Source organism: Trinickia sp. (assembly GCF_051954495.1).
Classification (GTDB): domain Bacteria; phylum Pseudomonadota; class Gammaproteobacteria; order Burkholderiales; family Burkholderiaceae; genus Trinickia.
Genome location: NZ_JBQCHR010000032.1, coordinates 1 through 14,422 on the forward strand (window position 1 = coordinate 1; position 14,422 = coordinate 14,422).

Annotated in this window: 12 protein-coding genes; 9 read left to right on the forward strand and 3 right to left on the reverse strand. The window is 63.7% G+C overall.

Going from position 1 to position 14,422, the window contains the following annotated elements; genetic code table 11:
- Both ACTHNR_RS04315 and ACTHNR_RS04320 read right to left on the reverse strand, forming a co-directional pair.
- Positions 1-707, reverse strand: a 707-nt coding sequence (locus ACTHNR_RS04315) for a substrate-binding domain-containing protein (RefSeq protein WP_440546276.1), incomplete at its 3' end; no start/stop codon positions are given.
- Between the two features lie 55 nt (positions 708-762).
- Entirely contained in the window at positions 763-2,061 is a 1,299-nt protein-coding gene (locus tag ACTHNR_RS04320) for an MFS transporter (protein ID WP_440546277.1), read from the reverse strand.
- A 406-nt stretch (positions 2,062-2,467) separates the two neighbouring features.
- Here ACTHNR_RS04320 and ACTHNR_RS04325 point away from each other — a divergent pair, with 406 nt between their 5' ends.
- From ACTHNR_RS04325 to ACTHNR_RS04335, 3 genes are all read left to right on the forward strand, one after another.
- Positions 2,468-3,793, forward strand: coding sequence for an MFS transporter (locus tag ACTHNR_RS04325; protein WP_440546279.1), 1,326 nt, complete (start codon positions 2,468-2,470; stop codon positions 3,791-3,793).
- A gap of 67 nt (positions 3,794-3,860) precedes the next feature.
- Complete coding sequence (locus tag ACTHNR_RS04330; RefSeq protein ID WP_440546280.1) at positions 3,861-4,598, forward strand: substrate-binding domain-containing protein; 738 nt, start codon at positions 3,861-3,863, stop codon at positions 4,596-4,598.
- Positions 4,599-4,622: 24 nt separating this feature from the next.
- On the forward strand, positions 4,623-6,050 hold the full coding sequence (locus ACTHNR_RS04335) for an MmgE/PrpD family protein (RefSeq protein ID WP_440546281.1): 1,428 nt from the start codon (positions 4,623-4,625) through the stop codon (positions 6,048-6,050).
- On the opposite strand, the gene ACTHNR_RS04340 is transcribed toward ACTHNR_RS04335, so the two are convergent.
- Positions 6,008-6,829, reverse strand: a complete 822-nt coding sequence (locus tag ACTHNR_RS04340) for an IclR family transcriptional regulator (RefSeq protein ID WP_440546282.1) — start codon at positions 6,827-6,829, stop codon at positions 6,008-6,010. The genes ACTHNR_RS04335 and ACTHNR_RS04340 overlap by 43 nt on opposite strands.
- Before the next feature lie 175 nt (positions 6,830-7,004).
- Between ACTHNR_RS04340 and ACTHNR_RS04345 the strand changes: the two genes are divergently transcribed.
- The 6 genes from ACTHNR_RS04345 to ACTHNR_RS04370 all read left to right on the forward strand — a co-directional run bounded on the left by ACTHNR_RS04345 (position 7,005) and on the right by ACTHNR_RS04370 (position 14,327).
- Entirely contained in the window at positions 7,005-7,982 is a 978-nt protein-coding gene (locus ACTHNR_RS04345) for a Bug family tripartite tricarboxylate transporter substrate binding protein (protein WP_440546283.1), read from the forward strand.
- A 24-nt stretch (positions 7,983-8,006) separates the two neighbouring features.
- Positions 8,007-8,798: an enoyl-CoA hydratase/isomerase family protein gene (locus ACTHNR_RS04350; protein WP_440546285.1), complete on the forward strand. Its 792-nt coding sequence runs from the start codon at positions 8,007-8,009 to the stop codon at positions 8,796-8,798.
- Positions 8,799-8,803: 5 nt separating this feature from the next.
- Positions 8,804-10,888, forward strand: a complete 2,085-nt coding sequence (locus tag ACTHNR_RS04355; RefSeq protein ID WP_440546286.1) for an acetate--CoA ligase family protein — start codon at positions 8,804-8,806, stop codon at positions 10,886-10,888.
- A gap of 2 nt (positions 10,889-10,890) precedes the next feature.
- Positions 10,891-12,228 (forward strand): MmgE/PrpD family protein, encoded by a 1,338-nt coding sequence (locus ACTHNR_RS04360; protein WP_440546287.1) that lies wholly within the window; start codon positions 10,891-10,893, stop codon positions 12,226-12,228.
- A gap of 90 nt (positions 12,229-12,318) precedes the next feature.
- Complete coding sequence (locus ACTHNR_RS04365; protein WP_440546288.1) at positions 12,319-12,777, forward strand: tripartite tricarboxylate transporter TctB family protein; 459 nt, start codon at positions 12,319-12,321, stop codon at positions 12,775-12,777.
- Positions 12,777-14,327, forward strand: a complete 1,551-nt coding sequence (locus tag ACTHNR_RS04370) for a tripartite tricarboxylate transporter permease (protein WP_440546419.1) — start codon at positions 12,777-12,779, stop codon at positions 14,325-14,327. The genes ACTHNR_RS04365 and ACTHNR_RS04370 overlap by 1 nt, the downstream gene beginning before the upstream one ends.
- The last annotated feature ends 95 nt before the right edge of the window (positions 14,328-14,422 follow it).

Consider the following 14,422-nt stretch of genomic DNA (forward strand, 5'->3'; position numbering starts at 1 on the left):
AGCAACGCTTTCGCTTCCTTCGGATGCTGCGCGCCGACGGGAACGCCGGCCGCGAAACGCGTGACGGACTGTACGGATTCGGGAATCTTTCCGACGAAGGTCGCGCCTTTCACCGGCAGCAACTCGCTCACCTGCTGGAAGCCGATTTCGTAGTCGCCGTTCGCGACCACCGACGCCACCGGAATGCGCGGGACCATCTTCGCCTTCGATTTGACTTGGTCCTCGATGCCGAGCTTCTTGAACAGTTCGCGCTCGATATAGACACCGCTCGCGCTGTCCGAGTAGGCGATCGACTTGGCGTGCAGCAGCGCCTGCCGCAGGCCGTCTTCCGTGCTGATGTCGGGCTTCGCGGCGCCTTCGCGCACGACCATGCCGATGCGCGAATCGGCCAACTCGACGCGCGATCCGGGGATGACCTTGCCTTGTTTGATCAGGTCGTCGAGCGCGTACCCGACCATGATGACGGCATCGGCGCTCTCGCCGCGCGCGAGCCGGTTGGGGATCGCTTCGGGCGATTTACCCATTGACGGTCCCAGCGCCGTGTCGAGCGTGTCGCCGTGCTCGGTCGCGAACTTGGGGCCGAGCACCTTGTACGCCGCGGTAAAGCCGCCGGAGGTGATCACATGCAGATCTTCGGCTTGCACGTTCGCGGTGGCCGTCGTTGCAACGAGCGCTGCCGCGCAAAGTTTCAGAAAGAGGTGTTTCATGATGGAAGTTGTCTCTGATTGGAGTTGTTTGACTGCGTGCTGATCACAAGGCCGTTCAGTGCGCCGGCGTGAGCATGGCCGCACGGCGGCGATAAAGTGCGAACGTGGCGACGAGGGCGCACGCCGCGGCGAAGCTCATCCAGTAGCCGGGCGCGGCTTTGTCCCCCGTCACATGAATGAGCGCCGTCGAGATCGCGGGCGTAAAGCCACCGAATACCGCGGTGGCCAAGCTATAGGCGAGCGAGAAGCCCGCCACGCGCACCTGCGCCGGCATCACTTCCGTCAGCGCGACGATCATGGCGCCGTTGTACACGCCGTACATGAACGACAGCCAGAGCAAGACGAGCAGCATGTTCACGAAGCTCGGCGCGTGAGCGAGCAACGAAAGCGCCGGATACGCGGTAGCGATGTTGAGCACGGTCATGCCGACGAGCAGCGGGCGGCGGCCGATCTTGTCGGAGAGGGCGCCGCCGATCGGGAGCCACACGAAGTTCGACACGGCCACACACAGCGTCACGAGCAGACTATCGGCGGTGCTCAGATGGAGAACCGTCTTGCCGAAGGTCGGCGCATACACCGTAATCAGGTAGAAGCTCGCCGTGGTCATCGCCACGAGCATCATTCCGGCCACGACGACGGCCCAATTCTGAACCAGCGTACGGAACACTTCGTTCATGCTCGGGCGATGCTTGCGCGCTTTGAACTCCTGCGTTTCCTGCAAGTTGCGGCGCAAGACGAAAATGATCGGCACGATCATGCAGCCGACGAAGAAGGGCACCCGCCATCCCCAAGCGGCGATGGCTGCCGCGTTCAGCGATTGGTTGAGCGCGAAGCCCAAAGCCGCGGCCACGACGATCGAGACCTGCTGACTCGCGGATTGCCAACTCGTGTAGAAGCCTTTGCGGCCGGGCGTGGCCATTTCGGCCAGATACACCGACACGCCGCCCAGTTCCGCGCCCGCGGAAAAACCTTGCAACAGCCGCCCGACGAGGACGAGCGCGGGGGCCAGCAGGCCGATGGTCGCGTAGCCTGGGACGAATGCGATGAGGATGGTGCCGCTCGCCATGATGGAGAGCGTGACGATGAGGCCCTTGCGACGGCCCACGTCGTCGATGTAGGCGCCGAGCACGATCGCGCCAAGGGGCCGCATCAAGAACCCGGCGCCGAAGACCGCGAACGTCATCATCAAGGCGGCAAAGTCGCTGCCCGCCGGGAAAAAGACGTGAGCGATTTGCGTCGCGTAGAAGCCGAACAGAAAAAAGTCGAACTGTTCCAGAAAATTGCCGGCTGTCACGCGGAAAACCACCGCGGCCTTGGAACGCCCGGTTGGGGGAGTAGAGGGGGAGGGGTGCATCGAGGTGTCTCCTGAAATACTGAAAAACGCAGTGGTCCGCTCTTCGTCGTTTCAGGCATGTTCGCTTGCAACCGTTAAAACGATAAGTGCAATGTTCTCAATGATTGATGTTGTTTGGTTATCAATCGAGGTCCGAGCGGCCCACCTCATTCCGCATACCATTGGCGGCGGGGCGGTGGCCCGGAAGTCATTTCAAAGGTTGAAATTCCGCGGTTTGCGGGCCGAGGCGAGGCCGATAAATTGTGGTTGCGTGCAGGAAGCAATGACGCCATAACAAACACGGAGACACACGATGCACCAGTCCAACCTGGAAGCGCGCTCGGCTCTCGGCCGCGCGCGGACCCGATCGATGTTGCGCGCAGCGTATCCGCGCCCCCATTTCCTCGTCATTCGCTGAGGCGCCGCCATGAAAGACTCGACTCGGGCGAATATTCCGGCGATCCTGCGCGTGGCCAGCGGCAACTTCATGGAGATGTTCGACTTCTTTCTCTATGGGTTCTACGCGCGATACATATCGGCGGCCTTTTTCCCTAGTGCAAACCACTACGCCTCGTTGCTGCTGACCTTCGCCACGTTCGGCGCGGGGTTCCTCGTCCGCCCAATCGGCGCCATTGTGCTCGGCGGCTACATCGATCGCGTCGGCCGGCGCAAGGGCCTCACTGTCACGCTCGGCATCATGGCGGTCGGTACGATCGCGATTGCGTGTGTGCCGACCTATGCCACCATCGGCATCGCCGCGCCCATTCTCGTCGTGATGGGGCGGTTGGTGCAGGGCTTTTCGGCGGGCGTGGAACTCGGCGGCGTCTCTGTCTATCTTTCCGAAATCGCCCCGCCGGGCCAGAAGGGCTTCTATGTCGGCTGGCAGGCTTCCAGTCTGCAGGTCGCAACGATGGCGGCGGCCGGTATCGGCTACCTGTTGAACGCGCTCGTGGCGCCGGAGACGATTCACGCGTGGGCGTGGCGGATTCCGTTTCTGATCGGCTGTCTGATCGTGCCTCTGCTTCTGATTTTGCGGCGCTCGCTCGAGGAAACCGATGCATTTCTCGCACGCAAGCGTCATCCGAAGTTCTCGGAGATCGTCGCTTCGTTGGTCGTCAACTTTCGGCTGATCGTCATTGGCATGATGCTCGTGGTCATGACCACCGTGACGTTCTACGTGGTGGCCGTCTTTACGCCGACCTTCGGGCGGGCCGTGCTCGGGCTCAGCGCGGCCGATGGACTGCTCGTCACCTTTTGCGTAGGACTGCTCAGCTTTTTTTGCGTGCCCGCCATGGGCGCGCTATCCGACCGCGTGGGCCGGCGCCCGGTGCTGCTCGTCACCACGGCGGCCGCGATCCTCACTGCGTACCCGGTTTTGTCTTGGCTCGTGTCGAATGTCAGCTTCGCCCACCTCTTGATGGTCGAGCTTTGGTTCGCATTTCTCTACGCGGCCTATAACGGCGCGGCAATGGTGATGCTGACGGAGATCATGCCGCCGGAGGCGAGAACCGTCGGATTTGCTTTCGCTTTCAGCCTTGCCGTCGCGATCTTCGGTGGATTCACGCCGCTGATCTCGACGTGGCTCATTCACGTCACGGGCGACAAGGCGGCGCTGGCGTATTGGATGACACTGGCGGCGTTTTGCAGCATGGCTGCGACCTTCATGCTGCCCAAAGGGGCCGTAGCCGAAGCGGGGTCGTTCAAGGCCTCCGGCGACAGGGCTGTTCCGGCGACCGGCTCCATCGGCGAGTAGCGCAGGCGCACCGTCATGCAACGGTCGAGCCGGCTTCGCCGAGGCCCGCATTCTTCGAGATAAAACCATGACCGACACCTCCAAAGACGAACTCAGAGTCTTGACTACCGGGATCCTGAAGCAACCGCTGCGCGAACTTGCCCTTCAGTTCGAAGCGGCGCATGGATGCAAAATTTCGGCGTCCTGGGGGCCGTCGTCCGGCCATTCTCCCGAAGCCAATCAGGTGCGAATCCGCAACGGCGAGCACGTGGACGTCCTGCTGATGGTGTGCTCGGGGATGGATGCATTGGTCCGCGACGGTCATTTCACGCCCATCGTGCGCAAGGATGTCGCCATGTCCAAGATCGGCGTGGCGGTTCGGGCGGATCACGCGCCGGTCGACGTGAAAACCGTTGAGCAGTTGCGCGAGGTCTTGCTTAAGGCGCGTTCCATCGGATATTCCGAAGGCGCCAGCGGAAGCTATGTCGAGAACACACTGCTCGAGAGACTCGGCATCGAGCACGAACTCGCGGGCAAGACGCATGTCGTTCTCGGGCAAAAATTCGTGGGAGAAGCCGTCGCGGCCGGGGAAGTCGAAGTCGGCATCCAGCAGCTCAGCGAGTTGCGGCTCGTGCCGGGCATCAACATCGTGGGGGCGCTGCCCGAGCCGGTGCAGTACGTCAGCGTCGTGTCCGGTGCGGTGTCCGCGAAGGCCCGCCACGTCGAACTCGCGACCCGGTTCCTCGATTTCCTCTGTTCGGATCCGGCGCTCGCTGCCTTTATCGCCGCTGGGCTCGAGATACCGTCCGCGAGTGCGCGTTCATGAAAACCGAGGGGCATCCATACCGCCATGCATGATCAGCATCTGATTCGCCTACTGGCTCGCCATGTGGTCGCCATGCAATTCGATCGATTGCAACGCGTGGAAGTCGACCGGACGAAACAGTGCATTCTCGATTGCCTAGGGAACATGCTTGCCGGCCGATACAGCGAGAAGGCCGCCGGCTTGCTGCTTCATGCCGGCAGCGATGATGCGGCCGACGGCGCCACCGTATTCGGCTTGCGCAAAGTCGCGTACGAAAAGGCCGCGTTCTGCAATGCGGCCTTTTCGAGAGTGATGGATCTGGACGATGGACACCGGCGGGCGATGGGGCACCCGGGCGTCGTGATCATTCCGGCCGTGCTCGCATTGGGCGAAGTGCTAGGCTCGTCGACCGCCGAAGCCATCTGCGCGATCGTTTCCGCTTACGATGTCTATGTGGAAATCGGCACGACCATCAACCCGTCCTCTTATACGGTGAAGGGATTCGATACGACCGGCGTGGCGGGCACCGTTGCCGTGGCGGCCGCTGCGGCCAAGCTGAAGCGGCTCGACATGGAACGCATCAAGCACGCGATGGCGATTGCGGCCTTGCATAGCGGCGGCTTCATCGAATACTTGAGCGATGGCTCTTCGGGCAAACTGCTTTGTCCGGGTTGGACCGTTGCCACCGGGCTCCGAAGCGTGGAAATGGCGCAATGCGGCTTCACGGGCCCGGACACCGTGCTCGAGGGCCGCCACGGCCTGTTCCGATGTTTCTCCGACCGTTTCGATGCGTCGCGTTTCGGCCTCGGGCTGGAGTCGGCTCGCCACATCATGTCGACCTACTTCAAGCTTCATGCTTGTCTGCGCCGCCTTCACCCCGCGCTCGACGGTCTTTTGTCGGCGCGCAAATCGTATGCGCTTTCGCCGGAAAACGTAAGGCGTATCGTGGTGCGCGCCGGCCAGTTCGTGATGAAAGCGGATGGGCGCCGTCCGACGACGCTCGTGGCCGCGCAGGGCAGCATGCCCTTCACGTTGGCGGTCGCGCTGAAATACGGCAAGGTTTCCCAAGAGACGCTATTGGCCGCCATGGCGGATCCCGACGTGGAAGCGATCGAGGAGCGGATCGGGCTCGAGTACTCCGCGACGATTTCGGCTCGCCAGGAGGTTGACGCGAGTCTTTGGGGCGAAGCCGAGTTGACGATCGAGACTGTCGACGGCCGGACTTTTACGGAACACACGCCGTTCGCCGCCGGCGAGCCTGAAACGCCTCTATCGTGGGACGATTTGCGGCAAAAGTTCGCCGACCAGCTGCTGCGAACGCCTATCGCGGATCGCACAGCGGCCATCGAATCGGCGGTCTCGCGGTTCTTGGAATTCGATCGGGTGGATGACTTCGTCCGCGCGGTGGCGTCGTCGTCGGGCGGACGCTTTCACGCCCCTTCGTCGGGGTGCTCGAGCTCGATGCCTCGTTGAACGTCTTTCAGCAGTTTCAGCAGGTACGGCGCAAGACGCTTCGCCTCCAGTTCCATTGGATCGCCGGTGGACGTGCTGACATTGAGCACGTAGGTAGCGCCGTCGAGCGGCAAGGGCGTGGCCAATGCGATCACTTCCGGTTGCCACGATACGGCGCAATAGCCTTGCGCCGCGATCTGATCCGATGCGAGCCCGATCGCCGCCGCGAGGTGCGGCCACTGCGCGCCGTATTTGCGCTTGAAAAAGGCAAGCAGCGCGTCGCGCTCGGGGCCTTCGAGCGTGGATAGATACGCGCGCCCGAGCGACGTCAGTTCCATGGGCACACGCTGGCCCGACACCACCTGGCGCAACGCCACCCTGCGGCTGTATCGGATCGATTCCAGATAGACCATTTCGTCGCGGTCGGGCGCGGCCAGGCCCACGTTGATGCGCTGGCTCTCGGCTAGCGCGCGCATCAAAGGGGCCGCAATCTTCAGCAGCGTGGACCCCGTCTTCATTGCATGAGCCAAGCTCAATACCGCGGGCGCCAAGCGGTAGGCCCGCGTGGCGCGATCGACCTGAAGGTACCCGGCGCCCGCCATGGTTTGCGTAAGGCGAGTGACCGTGGCGCGCGATAGGCCCGTCCGCTCGGCCAACTCCCCATTGCCCAGCACCTCCGACCCCGGACGAAAGGCCCGCAGGATTTCGATGCCGCGCTCGAGCGACCGGTTCGCCGGCGAGCGGCCTGGTTTGTCCGGCGAGGGGGGCTTCGCCGGTTTGGAGATGGGTTGGCGCGACATGCCGCGATATTGCCCCAGCGCTCGGCACACGGTCAATGAATTTCACTGTTTGAAAATGACTCGTCGGATTGCCGGCGATCCATGGCTAGACTAACTACACCCTGAACGACTGGCCGAGGCGCACGCTCCCGGCGGACACAGGGACACAAAGCCGAATCATATGAAGGAGACGAACATGTTTGCTGTCATGCGCAAGGCCCTCGTTGGCTTGGGTGCAGTCATGGTTTCTATCGCCGCCGTGCCGAGCGCCGCGCAGGCGGCTTTTCCCGATCAGCCCGTTCACATCGTCGTACCGTTCGCACCTGGCGGCGGCACGGATCTGATCACGCGCGCGCTGAGCGGCGGCATGGCGAACGCGCTGGGGCAGCCGGTCGTCATCGACAACCGCCCAGGCGCGGGCACCATCATCGGCGCGAACGAGGTGGCGCGCAGCAAGCCCGACGGCTACACGCTCGTGATGCATACGTTCGCCTTCGTCGTGAACCCCAGCCTGCACAAGCAACTGCCGTATTCGACGGAAAAGGGTTTCGCGCCGATCTCGTTGATCGCACGCGGGCCGACTGTGCTCGTCGTTCCCGCCAATAGCCCGTTCAAGTCGGTGAAAGATGTGGTCGATGCGGCGCGGGCGCATCCGGGCACCGTGACCTTCGCCACGCAAGGCATCGGCACATCGGCCGACATGGCCGGGGAACTGCTGCAAAACCTCGCCAAGGTGTCGCTCGTTCAAGTGCCGTTCAAGGGCGCAGGGCCCGCGCTGACCGATCTGCTGGGCGGACATGTGCAAATCATGTTCGGCACGGCGGCCGCGGTGTCCGATCTCGTGAAGTCGGGCAAGCTGCGCGCGTTGGCGGTGACCTCGCCGGAGCCATCGACTGCATTCCCCGGCGTTCCTACCGTGGCGCAAACCGTCCCCGGCTATTCGATCGAGGCTTGGTATGGCCTGTTTGCCGCGGCGGGCACGCCGCCGGACGTCGTCGCGCGCTTGCGCGCCGCGGCGGTAAAAGCCACGCAGACGCCGGAGTTCGCGGAAAAAATCAAGCATGAGGGGCTGACCGTTACCGCGAGCACGCCGCAAGTGCTGCAAGACTTCGTGCAGGCCGAGCAAACGCGGTGGCACAAGGTCATCGTCGAAAACCATATCGAAACCAACTGACGGCAGTTCATCGCCGGCCAAAACATGACTTACGAACTCATTGACTATCAGTGCGACGCATCGATCGCCACGATCACGTTCAATCGCCCCGACAAACGAAACGCGATGAGCGACGAGATGCGCACGGAATTCATCGACGCACTCGAGCGGGTGGCGGGCGACAAGACGATTCGAGCGTTGGTCCTCACCGGAGCCGGTAAGGCGTTTTGCGCCGGCGGCGACATCGCCGGCATGCAGCGGCGCATGAGCGCGCCGCCCGGGGAAGTCGCGTTCAACGGCTGGCACCGCCAGCAACGCGTGCATCGTACGCAGACGCTGTTGTACTCGATGCCCAAGCCGACGATCGCGGCCGTCAACGGCGCGGCGGCCGGACTGGGCGCGGATGTCGCGCTGGCCTGCGATTTCGTCATCGCCAGCGAGTACGCCAGCTTCACGTGGTCGTATGTGCTGCGAGGCATCATTCCCGACGGCGGCGGGATGTATTTTCTGCCGCGTCGCGTCGGACCTTCGAAGGCTAAGGAACTCGTGTTTACCGGGCGCAAGGTCTCTTGCGACGAGGCGTTGCGCTTGGGTATCGCGGACCGCCAGTCGAGCTCGGCCGATTTGCTGACGGACGCGAAGGCCTGGGCAAGCGAGCTCAGTGCAGCGTCGCCGACGGCCCTCGCGCTGGCCAAGGGCATTCTCAACCAGTCGTATGAATCCGACGTGCACGAGATCTTCGCTCAGGGAAGTCAGGCGCAGGGCATGTGCTACACCAGCACCGAGCATCGCGAGGCGGTGCAGGCTTTTCTTTCCAAGTCAGCCGCGAAGGAATGATCGACATGGATGCGATTCATCGCTTGTTGAAACCTCGGAGCGTCGCGGTGATCGGTGCGTCCGCGGATCCGGCAAAGACCGCGGGCCGTCCCGTCTCGTATCTGCTCAAGCACCATTTCGCCGGAGACATTTATCCGGTGAATCCAAAGGTCGGCGCCATCGGCGACTTGCGCTGCTATCGGAGTATCGACGATCTGCCCGCGGTGCCGGACGTCGGTATCGTATTGCTCGGCGCCGAGCGCGCGCACGAGGCGGTGCGCGATCTCTCGCGGCGCGGCACGGCGGCTGCCATTGTGCTGGCGAGCGGCTACCAGGAGATCGGCGATGAAGGGGCGCGCCGTCAAAAGGAACTGCTTGATGCGGCAGGCCCGATGCGTTTGCTCGGCCCAAACACGATCGGCCTCGTGAATCTGACCGACGGCATCGTGTTGTCGGCGACCGGCGCGCTGGAGATGGAGCAGTTTCCCGTCGGAAGCGTCGGGGTCGTGTCGCAAAGCGGCGGGATTCTAGGCGCCTTTCTGTCGCGGGCCTCGGCGCGCGGCATCGGCGTATCCAAACTCATCTCGACCAGCAACGAAGCCGATCTCGAACTTGCCGATTTCGTCGATCATTTGGTGGACGACGAGGCGACGCGCGTGATCGCGCTCTACGTCGAGACCGTGCGTAACCCCCTCAAATTCAGAACGGCGGCGCTGCGCGCCGCTCGCGCGGGCAAGCCGGTCGTGGCCTTCAAAATAGGCCGTTCCGAGGCGGGCGCTCAAGCGGCCGTCTCGCACACCGGGGCGATGGCCGGCGCCGATCGGATGTACGACGCGCTTTTCAAGCAGGTCGGCGTCATTCGGGCGCAGAGCTTCGACGACCTGCTCGACGTATCCGCCGCATTGGCGACTGGACGACGATTGAAAGGCCGGCGTGTCGCCGTGCTGACATCGACGGGCGGGGCGGGCACGCTCGTGTCCGACGCGCTCGGCGTGGCGCAGTTCGAGACGCCGACGCCCGACGAGCCGACGAGCCGTGCGCTGCGCGCGCTGCAGACCGGCGATCACGCCGTGCTGGATCGCAATCCGATCGACGTCACGTTGGCCGGGTTACGGCCCGACCTGCTGCGTGGAGCCATCCGCGCGTTGCTGGACAGCGCCGGCTATGACGCCCTCATCAGCATCGTCGGTTCGTCGGCCCTCTCGATGCCGGAACTGGTGGTCGGCGCGATCCACGATTGCATGGATGCGTCGGATAAACCGGTCTTGGCGTATGTGAGTCCGCACGCGCCCGAGATTCGCGCCTTGCTCAATAGTCGCGGCGTTCCGGCGCTGACTACCGCGGAGGGGTGCGCGGCCGTCCTCGGCGCGATGCGTCAGCACGACCAGTGGGAAGATGCGCCGGAGGGACAAGGCTGCGCGCCGATCCAGCTGGGCGATTTGCCGAAAGGGGCATTGGACGAAGCGAAGGCGAAGGCGCTATTCGCGCAGTTCGGCATTCCCGCGCCGCGCGAGGCCGTGGTATCCGATGCCGGCGAGGCCGAAGCGGCCGCGGCGTCGTTCGGGGCTCGTGTGGCGCTTAAATTGTTGGCTTCCGAAACCACGCACAAGAGCGATGTCGGCGGGGTGGCGCTCAATCTGGGCGCCGGCGATATCGGCGCGCGCCTGGAAAAGATGCGCGAAGACGTCGAGCGAAAGGCGGGCTTTCGCCCCGAGCATTTCCTCGTGCAAGAGATGGTGACGGGGGGCGTTGAACTGATCCTCGGCATGCACCGCGATGCGCTCGGTACGGCGATCCTGCTCGGCGCCGGCGGGACCGGCGCCGAGCTGCTGAAGGACACCACGCTGCGACTCTTGCCGCCGCAGGGCGGGATGAAACCGCAGGAGGCTCATGCCATGCTGCGCGAACTGAAGACGTGGCCGCTGCTCGACGGCTATCGCGGTGCGCCGAAATGCGATGTCGAGGCGCTGGTGGCGGCGATCGTGGGCTTCTCTCGGATGGTCGCGCAATTGGGTGAGCAACTGCTGGAAGCCGAGATCAATCCGGTGATCGTGCTGCCGGCCGGACAGGGCGTGCGTGCGGTTGACGGCGTCGCCGTTTTGAAGAGCTGATCATGTACGTGACCGAAGCATTAGCGCGCTACGCGAGTTCGCTGGCGGGGAACCCTCCGCCGACAGAGGTGCTGCACCATGCGAAGCGGGCCGTCATCGATTGGTTCGCATCGGCTTACGCGGGCTTGGGCACGCCGCCCGTGCCGATGCTCGAAGAGGTCCTGGCCGACGACATCGGTCATGGCCGCGCGACGCTCCTGCGGGGCGGACCCGCGACGCCGCGCGCGGCGTCGCTCATCCATGGGGCGGCGGCCCACGCCGCGGAAGTCGACGACAGCTTCCGCGATGCGATGTACCACCCCGGGGCAGCGACGGTCGCGGCCGCTCTGGCCGCCGCGCAACAGGCCGGAAGCAGCGGATTGCGCTTCCTGCACGGCGTGATCGCGGGATACGAAATATCGACGCGGATCGGCGTTGCGCTTGGACGCTCCCACTATCGCTACTGGCACAACAGCGGCACCGTCGGAACGTTTGGCGCGGCCGCTGCCGCCGGCGTCGCACTAGCGCTCGACGAAACGATGCATGCGCATGCGCTCGCGACGGCGGCGACCTTCGCGGCCGGATTGCAGCAGGCATTCCGAATGGACTCGATGTCCAAACCGCTTCATACGGGCCGCGCCGCCGAGGGCGGATATTTGGCGGCGCGTCTTGCGGCAGCCGGCGTGACCGGCGGCAAAGACGTACTCGAGGGCGAGAGCGGGTTTGGGGCGGCGATGAGCGACGAAGCCGATTGGTCCGGCGTCTCGGCCACGCTGGGACGCGACTTTCATATCGCTCGGCTCACGGTGAAGAATCATGTTGGCTGCGGACACACGTTCGCCGCGGTCGATGCCGCCTTGGCGCTGCGCCGGGCACACCCGTTCGAGCTCGAGCGGATAGACGGCATCAGCGTCGAGACCTATCGGCCCGCGCTCGACATCGCTTGCCAGGTTTCGCCGGCGACAGCGAACGAGGCTCGATTCAGCATGCGCTACATGGTTGCCTCGGCGCTGGCGCACGGCAGTCTGCGTCAGCAGGCCTACACGCCGGAGCGGCTCGCCGATCCCGTCGTCCGTCGGTTGATGGCGTGCATGGAAGTAGGCGTCGATGCGCAGTTAGACGCCGCTTTCCCCGGCGAACGTTCGGCGCGGGTGGTCGTGACGCTGGCCGACGGGACGCGTCACGTGCATCTTCAACGTCATCGCCGGGGCGACCCGGAATTGCCGCTTTCCGACGACGAGCTGAACGCGAAGTTCATCGAATTGGTGTCTCCCGTCGTCGGCGAGACACGCACGCAAGCCTTGCTTGCGCAACTGTGGCGTCTGGAAGATCGGCCGGACGTCATGGGGCTGGGAGCATGAGCGCCGGACGTTGACGCGCGGCGCCACGCTCGGACGAATGGGATGATCGCTCGTTCGTCCGAAACAGAAAAGAGATATTGGAGACGAACGATGACTGCGAATGCTTGGCTCAAGCGAGATATCGTGGGCGGCGCGTTGCTGGTGTTGCTGGGCGGCGCCGTGTTCTATCAAAGCCAAAGCTACGGCATCGGCACGCTGGGGCAGATGGGCCCCGGATTCTTTCCCGCCGTGCTCGGTGTCTTACTGGCGATTGCCGGTGTATTGATCGCGGCGAGTTCGAAGGATGCTGCCGCGCTCGTCAAGCCTTCCCGCGCTGCATGGCGAGGCGCTTCGCTCGTCTTGCTGTCGGTGCTCGCCTTCGTCGCGGCTGCCGCGCACGTGGGATTGCTGCCCGCCACATTTTTGTCGGTGGCCGTCGCGGGCTTCGCGGATCGTCGCAACAGCTTGCGCGACGTGCTGACGATGGCCGGTGTGCTCACGGTGTTCTGCTACGTCGTATTCATTTGGGGGCTGCATTTGCAGCTGCCGGCATTGATTTGGGAGTGGTGATCATGCACCAGACCATCGTCGATCTTCTCTATGGATTTGGTGTCGCACTGCAGCCGACGCACCTGATGTGGGCCGTCGTCGGGGTGTTGCTGGGCAACTTGATCGGCGTGCTGCCCGGCATGGGCCCGATTACCGCCATCTCCATCCTATTGCCGCTGACGTATTTCATGGCGTCGGTGCCGGCAATCATCATGCTGGCGGGGATTTTCTACGGATCCCAATACGGCGGCGCGATCGGGGCGATCTTGCTCAACCTGCCGAGCCATCCGCCGCATGCGGTCACTTGCATCGATGGTTATCCGCTCACTCGTGCGGGTAAAGGGGGCGCCGCCTTGGGCGTCGCGATGCTCTCGTCGTTCTTCGCCGCCAGCATCGGCATCCTGGTCATGATTTTCATGTCGCCGCTGCTGGTCAAGGTGGCCTTCAAATTCGGGCCGACGGAAATCGCCGCGATCATGGTGCTGGGGCTCATTGCGGGATCGACGATGTCGCGCGGCTCGCCGCTCAAAGGGATTGCCACCACGTTGTTCGGTTTGCTCTGCGGCACGGTGGGAACGGATTTGATCACGGGCACGTTCCGGTTCACCTTCGGCTCGCCGTCGCTGTACGACGGGGTGGAGCTCGGCGCCATCTGCATGGGGATATTTGCGATTGCCGATTTCGTCATGCACGTCAATCGAGAGAAGATCGTCACGACGAGGGCGAAGGTGCGCGCGCGCGATATGCGCCCGTCGCTGGCCGATCTGCGCAAGGCGGTGGCGCCGACGCTTCGCGGCACGTTGATCGGTGTGCTGTTCGGCGGAATGCCGGGCACGGGCCCGACGATCACGACCTTCATCGCTTACGCGTTCGAACGAAAGATCGCGAAGGATCCGAGCCGCTTCGGCAAGGGGGCGATCGAAGGCGTCGCGAGTCCCGAAGCCGCCTCGCATTCGAAGACGCAAGTGGATTTCATTCCCACGATGACGCTCGGCATCCCAGGGGATGCGGTGATGGCGCTCATCATGGGGGCGTTGATCCTGAAGGGCATTCAGCCGGGGCCGCTCTTGATCATCGATCATCGCGATATCTTTTGGGGCTTGATTGCGAGTTTCTGGATCGGCAATGTGATCTTGATGATTCTGAACGTGCCGCTCATCGGGGTGTGGGTCAAGATGCTGCAAGTGCCGTATCGCATTCTCTATCCCGCGGCGGTGTTCTTCGTATGCATAGGGGTGTACAGCGTGCGCAACGATTTGTTCGATGTTGCGTCGGTTGCCGCATTCGGCATCGTGGGGGCGCTGTTCATGGCGCTCGATTTTCCCGTCGCCCCGATCGTGCTCGGCTTCGTGCTCGGGCCGATGCTGGAATCGAATGTTCGGCGTGCCCTTTTGCTCTCGCACGGCGATCTCGGCGTCTTCGTGACGCGTCCCATCAGCGCGGCTGTCCTCGGGTTGGCCGCGCTCATCCTGGGCTGGCAAACGGGCTCGTTTCTCCTGTGGGGATCGAATTCGCTGTTCATGCGTTTGCGCGCACGCATGCAATACCGGATCACGAACGGGCAGGGATGACGGCGGACGCGGGCCTGCTATGCGGCATTGACCGAATCATGGCGACTGCCACAGCCGTCGTGAACGTCATCGGCAACCCCTTCGCAATCGACTCA

What these genes read in the sequence shown, in the direction of transcription:
- ACTHNR_RS04320 (WP_440546277.1), bottom strand. Translation starts at nt 2,061, where the DNA reads ATGCACCCCTCCCCCTCTACTCCCCCAACCGGGCGTTCCAAGGCCGCG.
- ACTHNR_RS04325 (WP_440546279.1), top strand. Translation starts at nt 2,468, where the DNA reads ATGAAAGACTCGACTCGGGCGAATATTCCGGCGATCCTGCGCGTGGCC.
- ACTHNR_RS04330 (WP_440546280.1), top strand. Translation starts at nt 3,861, where the DNA reads ATGACCGACACCTCCAAAGACGAACTCAGAGTCTTGACTACCGGGATC.
- ACTHNR_RS04335 (WP_440546281.1), top strand. Translation starts at nt 4,623, where the DNA reads ATGCATGATCAGCATCTGATTCGCCTACTGGCTCGCCATGTGGTCGCC.
- ACTHNR_RS04340 (WP_440546282.1), bottom strand. Translation starts at nt 6,829, where the DNA reads ATGTCGCGCCAACCCATCTCCAAACCGGCGAAGCCCCCCTCGCCGGAC.
- ACTHNR_RS04345 (WP_440546283.1), top strand. Translation starts at nt 7,005, where the DNA reads ATGTTTGCTGTCATGCGCAAGGCCCTCGTTGGCTTGGGTGCAGTCATG.
- ACTHNR_RS04350 (WP_440546285.1), top strand. Translation starts at nt 8,007, where the DNA reads ATGACTTACGAACTCATTGACTATCAGTGCGACGCATCGATCGCCACG.
- ACTHNR_RS04355 (WP_440546286.1), top strand. Translation starts at nt 8,804, where the DNA reads ATGGATGCGATTCATCGCTTGTTGAAACCTCGGAGCGTCGCGGTGATC.
- ACTHNR_RS04360 (WP_440546287.1), top strand. Translation starts at nt 10,891, where the DNA reads ATGTACGTGACCGAAGCATTAGCGCGCTACGCGAGTTCGCTGGCGGGG.
- ACTHNR_RS04365 (WP_440546288.1), top strand. Translation starts at nt 12,319, where the DNA reads ATGACTGCGAATGCTTGGCTCAAGCGAGATATCGTGGGCGGCGCGTTG.